Genomic DNA, 14,299 nt, shown 5'->3' with positions numbered 1-14,299 from the left:
CAGATGATGAGCACGATAACCATTGGCTCCGCGCCGGATTCGTGGGGTGTGTGGTTTCCCGATGATCCGCAGCAGACGCCGTACACGCGCTTTCTCGATGAGGTGGCCGAAGCGGGGTATGAGTGGATCGAGTTGGGCCCCTACGGGTATCTGCCGACCGATCCGTCCCAGCTGTCCGACGAACTCTCTTCTCGCAGCCTGAAGTTGTCGGCGGGTACCGTGTTCGAGCATTTGCATCAGGACGATTCCTGGTCGGCGGTCTGGAAGCAGATCGAGGATGTGGCGAAACTGACCGCCGCGGTCGGCGGTAAGCATGTGGTGGTCATCCCGGAGATGTGGCGCGATCCGGCCACCGGCGCGGTCCTCGAAGACCGCCACCTCAGTGTCGAGCAGTGGGCCAAGAAGACCGACGGCATGAACGCACTCGGCAAGGCGATGTTCGAAAGTTACGGCGTACGTGCGCAGTACCATCCGCACGCCGATTCCCATGTCGACACTGAAGACAACGTCTACCGGTTCCTCGATGGCACCGACGGGCGGTTTGTGAACCTGTGCCTGGACACCGGGCACATCTCCTACTGCGGTGGGGACAACATCGCGATCATCCGCCGCGCCCCGGAGCGGATCGGGTACCTGCATCTCAAGCAGGTCGATCCGGTGGTTCGGGCCAAGGTCGAGGCCGAGGATCTGCCGTTCGGGGAGGCGGTCAAGCTCGGCGCGATGACCGAACCGCCGCTGGGGATTCCGGAGATGCCGCCGCTGCTGGCCGAAATCGACAAGCTCGGCATCGACGTGTTCGCCATCGTCGAGCAGGACATGTACCCCTGCCCTGTGGACGCACCCCTGCCCATCGCCCGACGCACCCGCAACTACCTCGGGTCCTGCGGCATCCCGTCAGTGAGGTTCTGACCATGTCCGACTTGCGAATTGCCGTCCTCGGCGTCGGCGTCATGGGCGCCGATCACGTCGCCCGGATCACGTCGAAGATCTCGGGAGCCCGTGTCACCGTCGTCAACGATTACGTCACCGAGAAGGCCGAGCAGATCGCCTTTGAGATCGAAGGCTGCCGCGCCGTCGCCGACCCGCTCGACGCCATCGCCGACCCGGAGGTCGACGCCGTCGTACTCGCCACGCCCGGCTCCACACACGAGAAGCAGCTGCTCGCCTGCCTGGAGCATCGGAAGCCTGTCATGTGCGAGAAGCCGCTCACCACCGATGTCGCAACCTCGCTGGAGATCGTCCGGCGGGAGTCCGAACTGGAGCGTCCGCTGATCCAGGTCGGGTTCATGCGTCGTTTCGACGACGAATACATGCGCCTCAAGGCCTTGCTGGATGGCGGCGAGCTCGGTGAGCCGTTGGTGATGCACTGCGTGCACCGCAACCCCGGCGTGCCGTCCTACTTCGACAGCTCGCTGATCGTCAAGGATTCCCTGGTCCACGAAGTCGATGTCACCCGGTTTCTTTTCGGCGAGGAGATCGCCAGCGTGCGGATCGTCAAACCGAACTCGAATCCTGGTGCGCCTGAGGGTGTCATCGATCCTCAGATCGCGATCCTGCGGACCGTATCCGGCCGGCACGTGGACGTCGAGCTGTTCGTCACCACCGGTGTCGCCTACGAGGTACGCACTGAAGTGGTCGGAGAAAAGGGCAGCGCGATGATCGGTCTCGACGTCGGGATGGTGCGCAAAGCGGCACCTGGGACGTGGGGTGGAACGATCACCCCCGGATTTCGGGAGCGGTTCGGCCGGGCCTACGACACCGAGATCCAGCGCTGGGTCGACGCGGTGCGGAACAACACGAACATCGACGGTCCCACCGCGTGGGACGGCTACGCGGCCGCGGCAGTCTGTGCCGCCGGCGTCGAATCACTGGAATCCGGCTTGCCTGTCGACGTGCGGCTCGCCGACCGGCCCTGAAACCTCAACCACAAGCGAGAAGGAAAAGTACGGATGACGAGCACGATTTCGCACTGGGTCAACAACGCTGTTTTCGACGGCAGCTCGAATTCGACTGCCCCGGTCACCAACCCGGCGACGGGCGAGACAACCGGCCAGGTGGCGCTGGCTAGCGTCGAGGACGCACAGAAGGTCATCGACGCCGCGGCCGCGGCGTTCCCGGCCTGGCGCGACAGCTCGCTGGCCAAGCGCACCCAGATCCTGTTCGCCTTCCGGGAGCTGCTCAACGCCCGAAAGGGCGAGTTGGCCGAGATCATCACCAGCGAGCACGGCAAGGTCGTCTCCGACGCACTCGGCGAGGTCAGCCGCGGCCAGGAAGTCGTCGAGTTCGCCTGCGGAATACCGCATCTACTCAAAGGTGGGTTCACCGAGAACGCCTCGACCAAGGTCGACGCCTACTCGATCCGCCAACCCCTGGGGCCGGTCGGCATCATCTCACCCTTCAACTTCCCCGCGATGGTGCCGATGTGGTTCTTCCCCATCGCGATCGCCACCGGCAACACCGTCGTGCTCAAACCCTCGGAAAAAGACCCCAGCGCCGCACTGTGGCTGGCCAAGCTGTGGAAAGAAGCCGGACTGCCCGACGGCGTGTTCAACGTCCTCCAGGGTGACAAGACCGCCGTCGACGAACTGCTGACCAACCCCAGGATCAAGTCGGTGTCCTTTGTCGGCTCGACACCGATCGCTCAGTACGTCTACGCCACCGGCACCGCCGCAGGCAAGCGCGTTCAGGCGTTGGGCGGAGCCAAGAACCACGCCGTCATCCTCCCCGATGCCGACCTGGACCTGGCCGCCGATGCGATGGTCAACGCCGGATTCGGTTCTGCCGGTGAGCGGTGCATGGCCATCAGCGCCTGCGTCGCGGTGGGACCCATCGCCGACGACCTGGTCGCCAAAATCGCCGAACGGACCACCCCGCTCAAAATCGGCGACGGCACCAAGGATTCCGACATGGGGCCGCTGGTCACCAGGGCCCACCGCGACAAGGTGGCCTCCTACATCGACGCCGGCGAAAAGGACGGGGCCAAGGTCGTCGTCGACGGCCGGACGGTGAAAGCCAACGGCGCTACAGAGGGCTTCTGGCTCGGCCCGACCCTGCTCGACAACGTCACCCCCCAGATGAGCGTCTACACCGACGAGATCTTCGGCCCCGTGCTCTCGGTCCTGCGGGTCGAGACCTACGACCAAGCATTGGAACTCATCAACTCCAACCCCTACGGCAACGGCACCGCCATCTTCACCAACGACGGCGGCGCAGCCCGCCGGTTCCAGAACGAAGTCGAGGTCGGCATGGTCGGCATCAACGTGCCGATCCCGGTCCCGATGGCCTACTTCAGCTTCGGCGGCTGGAAAGCCTCGCTGTTCGGCGACAGCCACGCCCACGGGATGGACGGCGTGCACTTCTTCACCAGGCAGAAAGCCATCACCGCACGCTGGCTCGACCCCAGCCACGGCGGCATCAACCTCGGCTTCCCCCAAAACGGCTGAGTTCCCCGGAAGTACACCTGCACCGCGAGCGCGCGTGTCTGTACGTGGACACGCCGCTCGCGGTGGCATTTTCCGCACGCTCGCAGGCCACGAAAGCAACCATATGAACACCGCGTTGATCGCGACGGCATGGACCAGCGCAGGCAACACGTCGCCGATGCGCTCCCCCGCGACAAGTCCTGTCCCGATCCACGAGCGGCTGAAAGCCATCGCAGAGGCGGGCTTCATGGGGTTTGGTTTGGTTGCAGACGATCTCATGGCGATCCGCGATTCGATCGGGTTCGCCGCGCTCGGCGCCATGGCCGCCGAACACGGCCTTTCGCACATCGAGATCGAGTTGATCGAGCGGTGGTCGATTCCTCGCGGCCAATCGGGCCACACTTACCACGTCCGTGACCTCCTGCTGGACGCAGCCGACGTCCTCAAACCCGCCTTCATCAAAATCGGTTCCGAGAATGGCTCCGCCGCCATCGATCTGGCGTCCCTCGTCGCGCCGCTGCGCGAACTCGCCGACGACGCCTCGCGCCTGGGCACCCGCATCGCGATCGAGACGATGCCTTTCTCGCGGCTCGCGACGGTGCCCGTGGGTGCCGAATTGGTCGATGCGGTAGCTCATCCCCATGTCGGTTTGCTGGTTGACGCGTGGCATGTGTTCCGCGCTGAGACCTCTCTCACCGAGCTGGACACGTCCCTACTCGACGGAATCGTCTTCGGCGTCGAGCTCGACGACGCCATGCCCGAGGTGGTTGGCACCCTGTTCGAAGACACCATCGACCGGCGTGTCCTGTGCGGTGAAGGATCCTTCGATTTGAGCGGCTTGGTGGATGTGTTGCGGGGCAAGGGATTCGACGGTCCGTGGGGAGTCGAGATCCTGTCCGAATCATTCCGCACGCTGCCGGTCGGGGAGGCGCTGCAGAGGGCAGCCGAGACCGCTCGAAAGGTTCTGTAGACGGCGTTGTCCGACGATCAGCACCGGCGATACCGTCGCAGGCAACCTGGTCAGGCCTCGCTCAAGACCCGCCGCATATTCCCGGAAGCGGACGCCACCGGGTGGCCATTTCTTACGAGTGGCGCCGGACAGCTTCGGGTCCGCAGGCGCGGGTACTCCTGCTCAATGCGTGTCCCAGCGGCCGTCGCCGCCGCGATCTTGCTAGTAGCGGGTTGCAGCAACCCTCCAGCTGAAACAGTGCCTGCGACCGGCCCTCCACCGACGACCACCACAGGGCTGATCCCGCCGGGCGTGCCGACCGAGGGCACGCGACCGCCGGTGGCGGAATTGCCGGGCGCGGCCGAACCTCAGCGGGCCGCCGTGCCGACGACGCCACCTCCGGGACGTCAGGTGCGAGTTGGGGCCGCACCCGAAGGTATCGTCGTCGACCCCGTCACCCGCACCGTCGCCGTCGCCACGCGCGAACCGTTCGAACTCGTCCTGATGAATGCGGACACCGGCGACATCACCGGTCGGACGCCGCTGCCCGGCGCGGTCCGTCACCTGCAACTCGCCAAACCCGGCGGCCCGGTCCTGGTGCCGGTGGAAAGCGCCAATGCGCTCGTACGAGTCGAGTTGCCCGGCGGAGCCGCGGAGCCGCAGATCATCACGGGCACTGTGCCTCACGACGCGTCGCAGGCACCCGACGGAACCACATTTGTCGCCAACGAGCTCGGCGGCACTGTCAGCGCGATCCGCGACGGCCGCGTCGTCAAGGTGTTCACCGACAGCGTGCAGCCGGCGGGGTTGGCGCCCGTCGGCGACCGCATGGGCCTGCTTGACGTCCGCAAGAATGATCTGACGATCTACGACACGACAAACCTGACCATCGTCGGGTCGACCCCCGCCGGGTCTGGACCCACGCATCTGGTCGCAGACAGGCACGGCCGATTGATCGCCGCCGACACGCGCGGTGATGCGGTACGCGTATTCGACACCAGCCCAATGCAACTCGCGGAGGTGCCGCAGCCGGGTGGGCCGTATGGCATCACCTACGATGCCACGCGGGACCGGTTGTGGGTGGCATCGTCGGGGACGAATGAGGTCGTCGGTTACGACATGGCCGAGGAGACACCGCGTGAGGTGATGCGGGTGCCGACCGTGCAGAACCCCTACACCGTCGCCGCCGACCCGACGACCGGACGGTTGTTCATCGCCGGCGTGACGACGGGAGTGGTGCAGATGGTCGACCCGGGCTGAGCCGGAACGTCACGCTCGTAGGGCGCGAGAGCGCGCACCTGTATGTGCGATACCGGGGTGTCGGCGTACAGACGCGCGCGCTCACGGAGCGACGCTAGCCCACTCACAGGATGTAGAGCATCTCCTGATAGGTCGGTAGCGGCCACAGATCATCGGCCACCACGGATTCCAGCGTGTCCGCCGCAGCGCGCACCGCTTCCATGGCCGGCAGCAGCGCCTTCTGCGCATGCGTGGCCTCGTCCAGCGCCGATTCCGCGGAGTGATCCGACAAGGCGGCCTTCAGCGCGGCGAGCGCCACGGTCAGTTCGGCGATCGGGGCTGAAACCGACTGCAGCAGTGTGGTATCGGCGTCGATACCGGCAGCTTTCAAGGCTCCGACATTCTGCGCGAGCTCGGTCTGGTAGCGGACCGCGGCCGGCAGGATCACCGTCGTGCCCAGCTCCAGCGCCAGCTTCGCCTCGACCGCGATCGTCAGCGCATACTGTTCCAGCCGAACCTCGTACCGGCTGTGCAACTCTCGCTCGTTGAACACGCCGTAACGTTCGAACACCTCGATGGCCTCGGGCTTGATCAGCTCGGGGATCGCGTCGAGCGTGGTTTTGAGGTTCGGCAGTCCGCGCTCGGCGGCTTCGATCTGCCAGTTCTCCGAGTAGCCGTCGCCGTTGAACACGACGGCGCCGTGTTCGGTGATGATCTCGGTGAGCAGCGTCTGCACGGCGCTGTCGAAGTCGGTGCCGTCGGCAATGGCCTTCTCCAGCGCAGTCGCCATGTAGTCGAACGAATCGGCCATGATCGTGTTCAGGACGATCATCGGCACCGCGACTGTCTGCCCCGAGCCGGGAGCACGGAACTCGAAACGGTTGCCGGTGAAGGCGAACGGGCTGGTGCGGTTGCGATCACCCGGATCCGTCGGCAGCGTCGGCAGGGTGTCGACGCCGATGTGCATGACGCCCTTGCCTTTTGACGACGTGGCCGCCCCCTTGGCGATCTGCTCGAAGACGTCGGCCAACTGGGCGCCCAGGAAGATCGAGATGATGGCGGGTGGCGCCTCGTTGGCGCCGAGCCGGTGGTCGTTGGTCGCGGAGGCGACCGAAACACGCAGCAGCCCGGCGAATTTGTGCACGGCGCGGATGATGGCGGCGCAGAACACCAGGAACTGCGCGTTCTCGTGCGGGGTGTCACCCGGCACGAGCAGGGAGCCGAGCTCGGCGTTGCCCACCGAGAAGTTGACGTGCTTACCCGAACCGTTGACGCCGGCGAACGGCTTTTCATGGAACAGGCATTCCATACCGTGCTTCTTGGCGATCGTCTTGAACACCGTCATCAGCAGCTGCTGGTGGTCGGAGGCGATGTTGGCGCGCTCGAACATCGGCGCCACCTCGAACTGAGCCGGAGCAACCTCGTTGTGCCGGGTCTTGGCGGGGATGCCCAGCTTGAACAGCTCGCGCTCGGTGTCCATCATGAAGCCGAGGACGCGCTCGGGCACCGCTCCGAAGTAGTGGTCGTCGAACTCCTGACCCTTGGGCGGCTTGGCCCCGAAGAGGGTGCGGCCGGCGTTGACGAGGTCGGGGCGGGCCAGAAAGAAGTGCCGGTCGACGAGGAAGTACTCCTGCTCCGGGCCGCAGAACGACACCACCTTCTGCAGATCCTTGTGCCCGAACAGCGTCAGGATCCGCTCGGCGTGCACGCCCATCGCCTGCTGGCTGCGCAGCAGCGGGGTCTTGTAGTCGAGTGCCTCACCGGTCATCGACACGAACACCGTCGGAATGCACAGGGTGTTGCCGTTGGGGTTTTCCAGAATGTAGGCGGGGCTGGTGACATCCCACCCGGTGTATCCGCGGGCCTCGAACGTGCTGCGCAAGCCGCCGGACGGGAAGCTCGAGGCGTCCGGTTCACCCTGGATCAGCGTCTTGCCGGCGAACTCGGCGAGCGTCTCGCCGTCGGAGACCGGTTCGAGGAAGCTGTCATGCTTCTCCGCCGTGAGACCCGTCATCGGATAGAAGACGTGGGCGTAGTGCGTGGCGCCCTTCGACAGGGCCCAGTCCTTCATCGCCGAGGCGACGGAATCAGCGATCGCCGGATCGAGCTTGGCGCCCTTCTCGATGGTCGCCACCACGGACTTGTACACCGATTTGGGCAGGCGCAGCTGCATCTCGGCCTTGGTGAAGACATTGGAGCCGAAGATCGCACCGGGCGCCTCGGTCGGATCGAAGCTGATCGCCGGCGGCATATACGCCTCGACATTGTTGATCGCCTGCAGGCGTACCGCATTACCGCTCAATGGACTTCCTATCACTGCTGTGTCCGCGCCCCGGCTCGACGGACAGTTGACCGGCCCACCTTAGGAAGGATCGATGCCGAACTTGTTACGCGAGCGTCAACGTCAGAAGGCGTGCGTTACCAAAGGTCACTTCGGGACCCGGTGCGACGGTTAGGTAGCACTCGACGGCGACGAGCGCGCGGTCAATGCACGTCGCCGGCGGCGCGGCGGTGTGCAGACACGCTCGATCGCGGTGCAAATCGTGCCGTCGTGGGCGGTGGTTGCGCAGCAGACCACAATGGAGGACATGCCCACGCGTCGCCACCCCGACCGAGACATCGACGCCGATGTCGACGAGCGCAACCTGACCGTCACCCAGCGCAAACACGAGGCGGCCGGCGTCAAGGCGGTGATGGTCTCGCTCAAGCGGGGCCTGGAATCGATGGGTCTGCTCCGGACGACGGCGACACTGGCCAAACTCAACCAGCGCCACGGCTTCGACTGCCCCGGCTGCGCCTGGCCGGAAGAGCACGGTGGCCGGAAACTGGCCGAGTTCTGCGAAAACGGCGCCAAGGCCGTCGCAGAGGAAGCCACCAAGCGCGTCGTCACCCGCGAGTTCTTTGCGCGGCACACCGTCGCCGAACTGCAGGCCCAGCCGGAGTACTGGCTTTCCCAGCAGGGCCGCCTCACCGAGCCGATGGTGCTGCGCGCCGGTGACGACCGCTACCGGCCGATCACGTGGGACGACGCCTACGGCCTGATCGCCGACGAACTCCGCGCCCTCGACAGCCCGAACGAGGCGGTGTTCTACACGTCGGGACGCACGAGCAACGAGGCCGCGTTCCTGTATCAGCTGTTCGTGCGGTGCCTGGGCACCAACAACCTTCCCGACTGCTCCAACATGTGCCACGAGTCGTCGGGCACCGCGCTGATCGACTCCATCGGCATCGGCAAGGGGTCGGTCACCGTCGAGGACCTGATCCTGTCCGATCTCATCCTCATCGCCGGCCAGAACCCCGGCACCAACCATCCGCGCATGCTGTCGATTCTGGAGAAGGCGAAAGCCAACGGCGCCAAGATCATTGCGATCAACCCGCTGCCGGAAGCGGGTCTGATCCGCTTCAAAGACCCCCAGAAAGTACACGGCGTCGTCGGCGACGGTGTCCCGATCGCCGACGAGTTCGTCCAGCTCCGCCTCGGCGGCGACATGGCGCTGTTCGCTGGGCTGGGCAAGCTGTTGCTGGAGGCCGACGATCGCGACCCCGGCAGCGTGGTCGACCGCGAATTCGTCGCCGACCACACCGCGGGTTTCGACGACTACGAACGCCGCACCCGCGACGTCGACCTCGAGACGGTGCTGGAGGCGACGGGCATCGACCGAGAGCAACTCGACCGCGTCGCCGCCATGATGGCGTCATCGCAGCGCACCGTCGTGTGTTGGGCCATGGGGTTGACGCAACACAAGCACGCGGTACCCACCATCACCGAAATCACCAACGTGCTGCTGATGCGCGGCATGATCGGCAAACCCGGCGCCGGACTGTGTCCGGTGCGCGGCCATTCCAACGTGCAGGGTGACCGCACCATGGGCATCTGGGAGAAGATGCCCGAGCGCTTCCTGAAAAATCTTGACGACAGGTTCGGTATCCACAGCCCGCGAGAGCACGGCCTCGACACCGTGGGCGCGATTCGCGCGATGCGTGACGGCAACGCCAAGGTGTTCATGGCGATGGGCGGCAACTTCGCCTCGGCGACCCCCGACACGGAGGTGACCGAAGCTGCCCTTCGCAACTGCGCGCTGACGGTCCAGGTGTCGACGAAACTCAATCGCAGCCACCTCGTACACGGGCGCACCGCGCTGATCCTGCCGTCGTTGGGCCGCACTGACCGCGACATCCAGGCCAGCGGCAAACAGATGGTCTCCGTGGAGGATTCGATGTCGATGGTGCATCTGTCCCGCGGGAGCCTTCATCCGCCGAGTGAACAGGTGCGCAGCGAGGTGGCGATAATCTGTCAGCTTGCTCGCACCGTGTTCGGCGCCGACCATCCCGTGCCGTGGGCGACGTTCAACACCGACTACGACACCATCCGGGACGCCATCGCCGCTGTCGTCCCGGGCTGTGGGGACTACAACCGCAAGGTGCGCGCCCCCGACGGCTTCCAGCTGCCGCACCCACCACGCGACTCCCGCGAATTCCACACCGCAACAGGCAAAGCCAACTTCATGACGTATCCGGTCGAATGGGTTGCGGTGCCCGAAGGCAGGCTGGTGCTGCAGACGCTGCGCAGCCACGATCAATACAACACCACCATCTACGGGCTCGACGACCGCTACCGCGGCGTCAGAGGCGGACGACGGGTGGTGTTCGTCAACCCCGCCGACCTGGAGAGCTTCGGGCTGTCCGACGGTGACCGCGTGGACATTGTGTCGGAGTTCACCGACGCCGAGGGCCATCTACAGGAGCGGCGGGCCAAAGACTTCGCCGTCATCGCATATTCGACACCATCGGGCAACGCTGCGGCGTACTACCCTGAGACCAATCCCCTTGTCCCCCTTGATCACACCGCAACAAAGTCGAACACGCCGGTGTCGAAGGCCATCGTGATCCGGCTGGAGCGGGCGTAACCGTGGGAAGGGTCACCGCCCGGCGGCGCGCGCGTCACGTCACGGCCGAAGACGCGGTCGCGCGGCCGGAGACCCTGGTGGTCGAGGAGCCGCTGGAGATCCGGGTCAACGGCTCGCCGACCACGGTCACCATGCGCACCCCCGGGTCGGATGTCGAACTCGCGCAGGGCTTCCTGCTGACCGAGGGGATCGTTTCCGGCCGTGACGACATCCTGTCGGTGCGCTACTGCCGCGGCGCTCCAGTACCCATCCCCGAGTCGCTGCGCTCCAGCCCGCCGGAAGAGGACGGCGTCAACACCTACAACGTCCTCGATGTCACGCTGGCGCCCGACGTACCCCCACCCGACATCGACCCGACACGCAACTTCTACACCACCTCGTCGTGCGGTGTGTGTGGCAAAGCCTCGCTGGAGGCGGTCCGACTGATCAGCAAGCACGGCCCCGGCGACGATCCGGCGACCGTCGCCACCGGCACGCTCTCGGCGCTGCCCGTAAAGCTGCGTCGTGCACAGAAGGTTTTCGCCGCCACCGGCGGACTGCACGGCGCCGCGCTGTTCGACACCCAGGGTGAGACCTTGGTCGTCCGCGAGGACATCGGCAGGCATAACGCCGTGGACAAGGTAGTCGGATGGGCGCTGGAGCAGCGTCGGATCCCCTTGAGCGGCACCGTACTTCTGGTCAGTGGACGGGCGTCTTTCGAACTCACCCAGAAAGCGGTGATGGCAGGCATCCCGGTGCTCGCTGCCGTGTCGGCCCCGTCGTCGCTGGCTGTCGACCTGGCCAGCCAGTCCGGCCTCACGCTGGTGGCCTTCCTTCGCGGCGACTCGATGAACATCTACACCCGCCCGGATCGCGTAACGAATTAGCGATCTACCTGCGATCTCCACCCAATCTCCACACAAGCTCCAAGCACCCCCTCCTGACCAGCGGCGAGTATCGACGCCATGCCAGAGATCCTCATTGCCTCCTGCCCGCCCGTCGGGCATATCGCGCCACTGCTGAACGTCGCCCGCGGTCTCGTCGCCCGCGGCGACCGTGTCACCGTTCTGACCAGCGCCCGTCACGCCGACAAGATCAGGGCCGTGGGCGCGGAACCGCGCCCGCTCCCCTATGGCGCGGACTACGACGATGCCAGCTTCGACGCCGACCTGCCCGGGCGCGCCGAGACGTCGGGCATCGCGCGCATCAACTTCGACGTCGAACACGTCTTCGTCCGACCGCTGCCTCACCAGTTCAGTGCACTCCAGGAATTGTTGGGAGCCAACGACTACGACGCCATCATCACCGACGCCTTCTTTCTGGGGACGCTCCCGCTGCTGCTCGACAGGTCGGTGCAGCGGCCGCCGATCCTGTCCTACTCCACGACGCCGCTGTTCCTCTCGAGTAGGGACACCGCACCGGGCGGCCCCGGCATCGCGCCCATGCCCGGCGCGATCGGCCGTCTGCGCAACCGCCTGTTGACCGCCGCCGCGCAGAAGGTCATGCTGCGCCCGGCTCACCGCGCCGCCAACCGCATGCTCGAAGCGATGGGTCTGCCGAAGCTGCCGGTATTCGTGCTCGATTGCGCCGCGCTCGCCGACCGGGTCATTGTCCCGACGATCCCGCAGTTCGAGTACCGCCGCAGCGACCTGCCCGGCCATGTGCGGTTTGTCGGTGCGGTGAATCCGCTGCCGAGCGACGATTTCATCGCCCCGCCATGGTGGGGCGACCTCAACGGTGACCGCCCGGTCGTGCACGTCACGCAGGGCACGATCGACAACGCCGACCTGACCCGACTGATCGAACCGACGATCGAGGCGTTCGCCGGCGAAAACGTCACCGTCATCGTCACCACGGGGGGCCGGCCGGTGTCGCAGATTGCGACCCCGCTGCCCGCCAATATTCTTGTGGCCGAGTACATCCCGCACGATGTGCTGTTACCGCTGGTGGACGTGATGGTCACCAACGGCGGCTACGGCGCCGTCCAGCGGGCGCTGTCCGTCGGTGTGCCGATGGTGGTGGCCGGGCAGACCGAGGACAAGCCCGAGGTGGCCGCTCGTGTCGAATACTTCGGGGCGGGAATCAATCTGCGCACCGGCACACCGGCGCCCGCGGAGGTGCGACGCGCCGTGCATGCGGTGCTCGCCGATCCGACGTACCGCACCAACGCCCGCCGCCTTCAGCGCGCCTATGCCGCACGCGACAGTGTCGCCGAGATCGCCGGTGTCGTCGACGAGGCCATCGCCGAGGCAACTCCTCGCCTGCAAAGGGCCTGAGGGGACGCGCTGATGGCCGCCATCTTGATCGCTGCGCTGTCGCCGATCGGCCATGCCGAACCGCTGCTGGCAGTGGCCGAGGACCTCGTGAACCGGGGCAACCACGTCACCGTGATGACCGGTCCCGCGCACAGCGGCGCGGTCCGTGAGGTCGGCGCGAAACACCACGTGCTGCCGCCGAGCGCGGACTTCGACGACGCACCGTTCGATGCCGGTCGGCGCGCCACCCGTTCCGGCATCGACGCGATGAGCCAAGCCATTGTCCGGCTCTTCCTGCGACCGATGCCCCACCAGATGACCGAGCTGTGCAACGCGCTGGCAGACCGGCACTACGACGCGATGATCGTCGACTACGGATTCTTCGGAGTTCTGCCGCTCATCCTCGGCGACTGGGGCGGCGTCCCGCCACTGCTGTCCTTCACACCCACTCCCCTGCTTCTGTCGAGCCGCGACGTCGCACCGACCGGGATGGCGTTGCCGCCGGCGCGGTCGACGACTCGCCGGACGGTGTACCGGGGGCTGACGCTGTTCTCGCAGAAAGTGCTGCTGCGCAATGCGCAACAGGTCGCCAACCGGATGTTGGAAACGCTGGGCGCGAGGCCATTGCCGGTGCCTCTGCTCGACATGGGAGTCCTGGCGGACCGGTTGATCGTTCCGACGGTGCCGAGCTTCGAGTATCCACGCAGCGACCTGCCCCGGGGGGTGCGCTTCGTCGGTGCGGTCCGGCCGCGGCCCTGCGACACGTTCAACCCGCCGCCATGGTGGCACCGACTCGACGCGGGCCGCCCCGTCGTGCACGTCACGCAGGGCACCGTCGACAACCGGGACTTGTCCCGGCTCATCGAACCGACGGTTGCCGCGCTCGCCGACAGCGACGTCGTTGTCGTGGTGAGCACCGGAGGCCGGGACCCCAACACCGTCGGCATCCCGATCCCGGCCAACACCCATGTCGCCGGATATGTCCCGCACGACCGCCTCCTGCCGAAGGTCGACGTGATGGTCACCAACGGTGGCTATAGCGCCGTCCAGCGCGCCCTCGCGTCGGGGGTGCCGATCGTGGTCGCAGGCAGCACCGAGGACAAACCTGAAGTCGCCGCGCGCATCGCATGGTCGGGTGCGGGCATCAATTTGCGGACCGGCACGCCGTCGGCGGCCGAACTGAGGTCGGCGGTGGGCCGGATCCTCACCGACGGCCGCTACCTGCGCAACGCCCGCCGGCTGGAAGCGGCCTTTGCGCGTAGGGACGGGGTCGCCGAGATCGCCGCCCTCGTCGACGAAGTCACGTGCGAACGATCCGCGCAATCACGTAGTCCCCTACGCACGACTCAGAGCCTCGCCGGCAGAAAACTCGAATCATGATCAACCAACTGCAGGTCATCGCCGTCGCCGCGTTTCTGCTGTGGGGACTGGCCAGCGCGGTATGCGATGCCTGGCTGCCCGACGACGCACACGTCACGCGCAAATGCAGTGAGGGCTGTCAGTCCGATCAGACTGAACAGCCCTCAGTGCACACCCGGTGATGGGGTT

Annotated in this window: 11 protein-coding genes; 10 read left to right on the top strand and 1 reads right to left on the bottom strand. The window is 66.1% G+C overall.

Going from position 1 to position 14,299, the window contains the following annotated elements; genetic code table 11:
- The first annotated feature begins 6 nt into the window (after nucleotides 1-6).
- The 5 genes from AWC12_RS20455 to AWC12_RS20435 all read left to right on the top strand — a co-directional run bounded on the left by AWC12_RS20455 (nucleotide 7) and on the right by AWC12_RS20435 (nucleotide 5,631).
- Nucleotides 7-909 carry a sugar phosphate isomerase/epimerase family protein gene (locus AWC12_RS20455; RefSeq protein WP_085176727.1) on the top strand — a complete coding sequence of 301 codons (903 nt, stop codon included), beginning with the start codon at nucleotides 7-9 and terminating at the stop codon, nucleotides 907-909.
- A gap of 2 nt (nucleotides 910-911) precedes the next feature.
- Complete coding sequence (locus tag AWC12_RS20450; RefSeq protein WP_085176665.1) at nucleotides 912-1,916, top strand: Gfo/Idh/MocA family protein; 1,005 nt, start codon at nucleotides 912-914, stop codon at nucleotides 1,914-1,916.
- A 33-nt stretch (nucleotides 1,917-1,949) separates the two neighbouring features.
- Complete coding sequence (locus AWC12_RS20445) at nucleotides 1,950-3,443, top strand: CoA-acylating methylmalonate-semialdehyde dehydrogenase (RefSeq protein WP_085176663.1); 1,494 nt, start codon at nucleotides 1,950-1,952, stop codon at nucleotides 3,441-3,443.
- Nucleotides 3,444-3,546: 103 nt separating this feature from the next.
- Nucleotides 3,547-4,392: a sugar phosphate isomerase/epimerase family protein gene (locus AWC12_RS20440; protein ID WP_085176661.1), complete on the top strand. Its 846-nt coding sequence runs from the start codon at nucleotides 3,547-3,549 to the stop codon at nucleotides 4,390-4,392.
- 237 nt (nucleotides 4,393-4,629) lie between these two features.
- Entirely contained in the window at nucleotides 4,630-5,631 is a 1,002-nt protein-coding gene (locus tag AWC12_RS20435) for a Vgb family protein (RefSeq protein WP_024447899.1), read from the top strand.
- Nucleotides 5,632-5,734: 103 nt separating this feature from the next.
- On the opposite strand, the gene AWC12_RS20430 is transcribed toward AWC12_RS20435, so the two are convergent.
- The gene (locus AWC12_RS20430) at nucleotides 5,735-7,912 is read right to left on the bottom strand and encodes a glutamine synthetase III family protein (protein WP_085176657.1); all 2,178 of its coding nucleotides are present in this window, start codon (nucleotides 7,910-7,912) and stop codon (nucleotides 5,735-5,737) included.
- A gap of 286 nt (nucleotides 7,913-8,198) precedes the next feature.
- Here AWC12_RS20430 and AWC12_RS20425 point away from each other — a divergent pair, with 286 nt between their 5' ends.
- The 5 genes from AWC12_RS20425 to AWC12_RS31165 all read left to right on the top strand — a co-directional run bounded on the left by AWC12_RS20425 (nucleotide 8,199) and on the right by AWC12_RS31165 (nucleotide 14,292).
- A complete protein-coding gene (locus tag AWC12_RS20425) occupies nucleotides 8,199-10,517 on the top strand; it encodes an FdhF/YdeP family oxidoreductase (protein ID WP_085176725.1) in 2,319 nt (772 codons plus the stop codon).
- A 2-nt stretch (nucleotides 10,518-10,519) separates the two neighbouring features.
- Nucleotides 10,520-11,383 (top strand): formate dehydrogenase accessory sulfurtransferase FdhD, encoded by an 864-nt coding sequence (fdhD, locus tag AWC12_RS20420; RefSeq protein ID WP_085176655.1) that lies wholly within the window; start codon nucleotides 10,520-10,522, stop codon nucleotides 11,381-11,383.
- Between the two features lie 78 nt (nucleotides 11,384-11,461).
- Nucleotides 11,462-12,772: a glycosyltransferase gene (locus AWC12_RS20415; RefSeq protein WP_085176653.1), complete on the top strand. Its 1,311-nt coding sequence runs from the start codon at nucleotides 11,462-11,464 to the stop codon at nucleotides 12,770-12,772.
- Between the two features lie 12 nt (nucleotides 12,773-12,784).
- Entirely contained in the window at nucleotides 12,785-14,131 is a 1,347-nt protein-coding gene (locus AWC12_RS20410; protein WP_085176651.1) for a nucleotide disphospho-sugar-binding domain-containing protein, read from the top strand.
- Nucleotides 14,128-14,292: a hypothetical protein gene (locus tag AWC12_RS31165; protein ID WP_165762840.1), complete on the top strand. Its 165-nt coding sequence runs from the start codon at nucleotides 14,128-14,130 to the stop codon at nucleotides 14,290-14,292. The genes AWC12_RS20410 and AWC12_RS31165 overlap by 4 nt, the downstream gene beginning before the upstream one ends.
- Nucleotides 14,293-14,299: the final 7 nt, after the last annotated feature.

The organism is Mycolicibacterium iranicum, from assembly GCF_002101705.1.
GTDB lineage: Bacteria > Actinomycetota > Actinomycetes > Mycobacteriales > Mycobacteriaceae > Mycobacterium > Mycobacterium iranicum.
The sequence above is the reverse complement of the archived record's forward strand: the minus strand, read 5'-3'. Positions and strand labels throughout refer to the sequence as shown.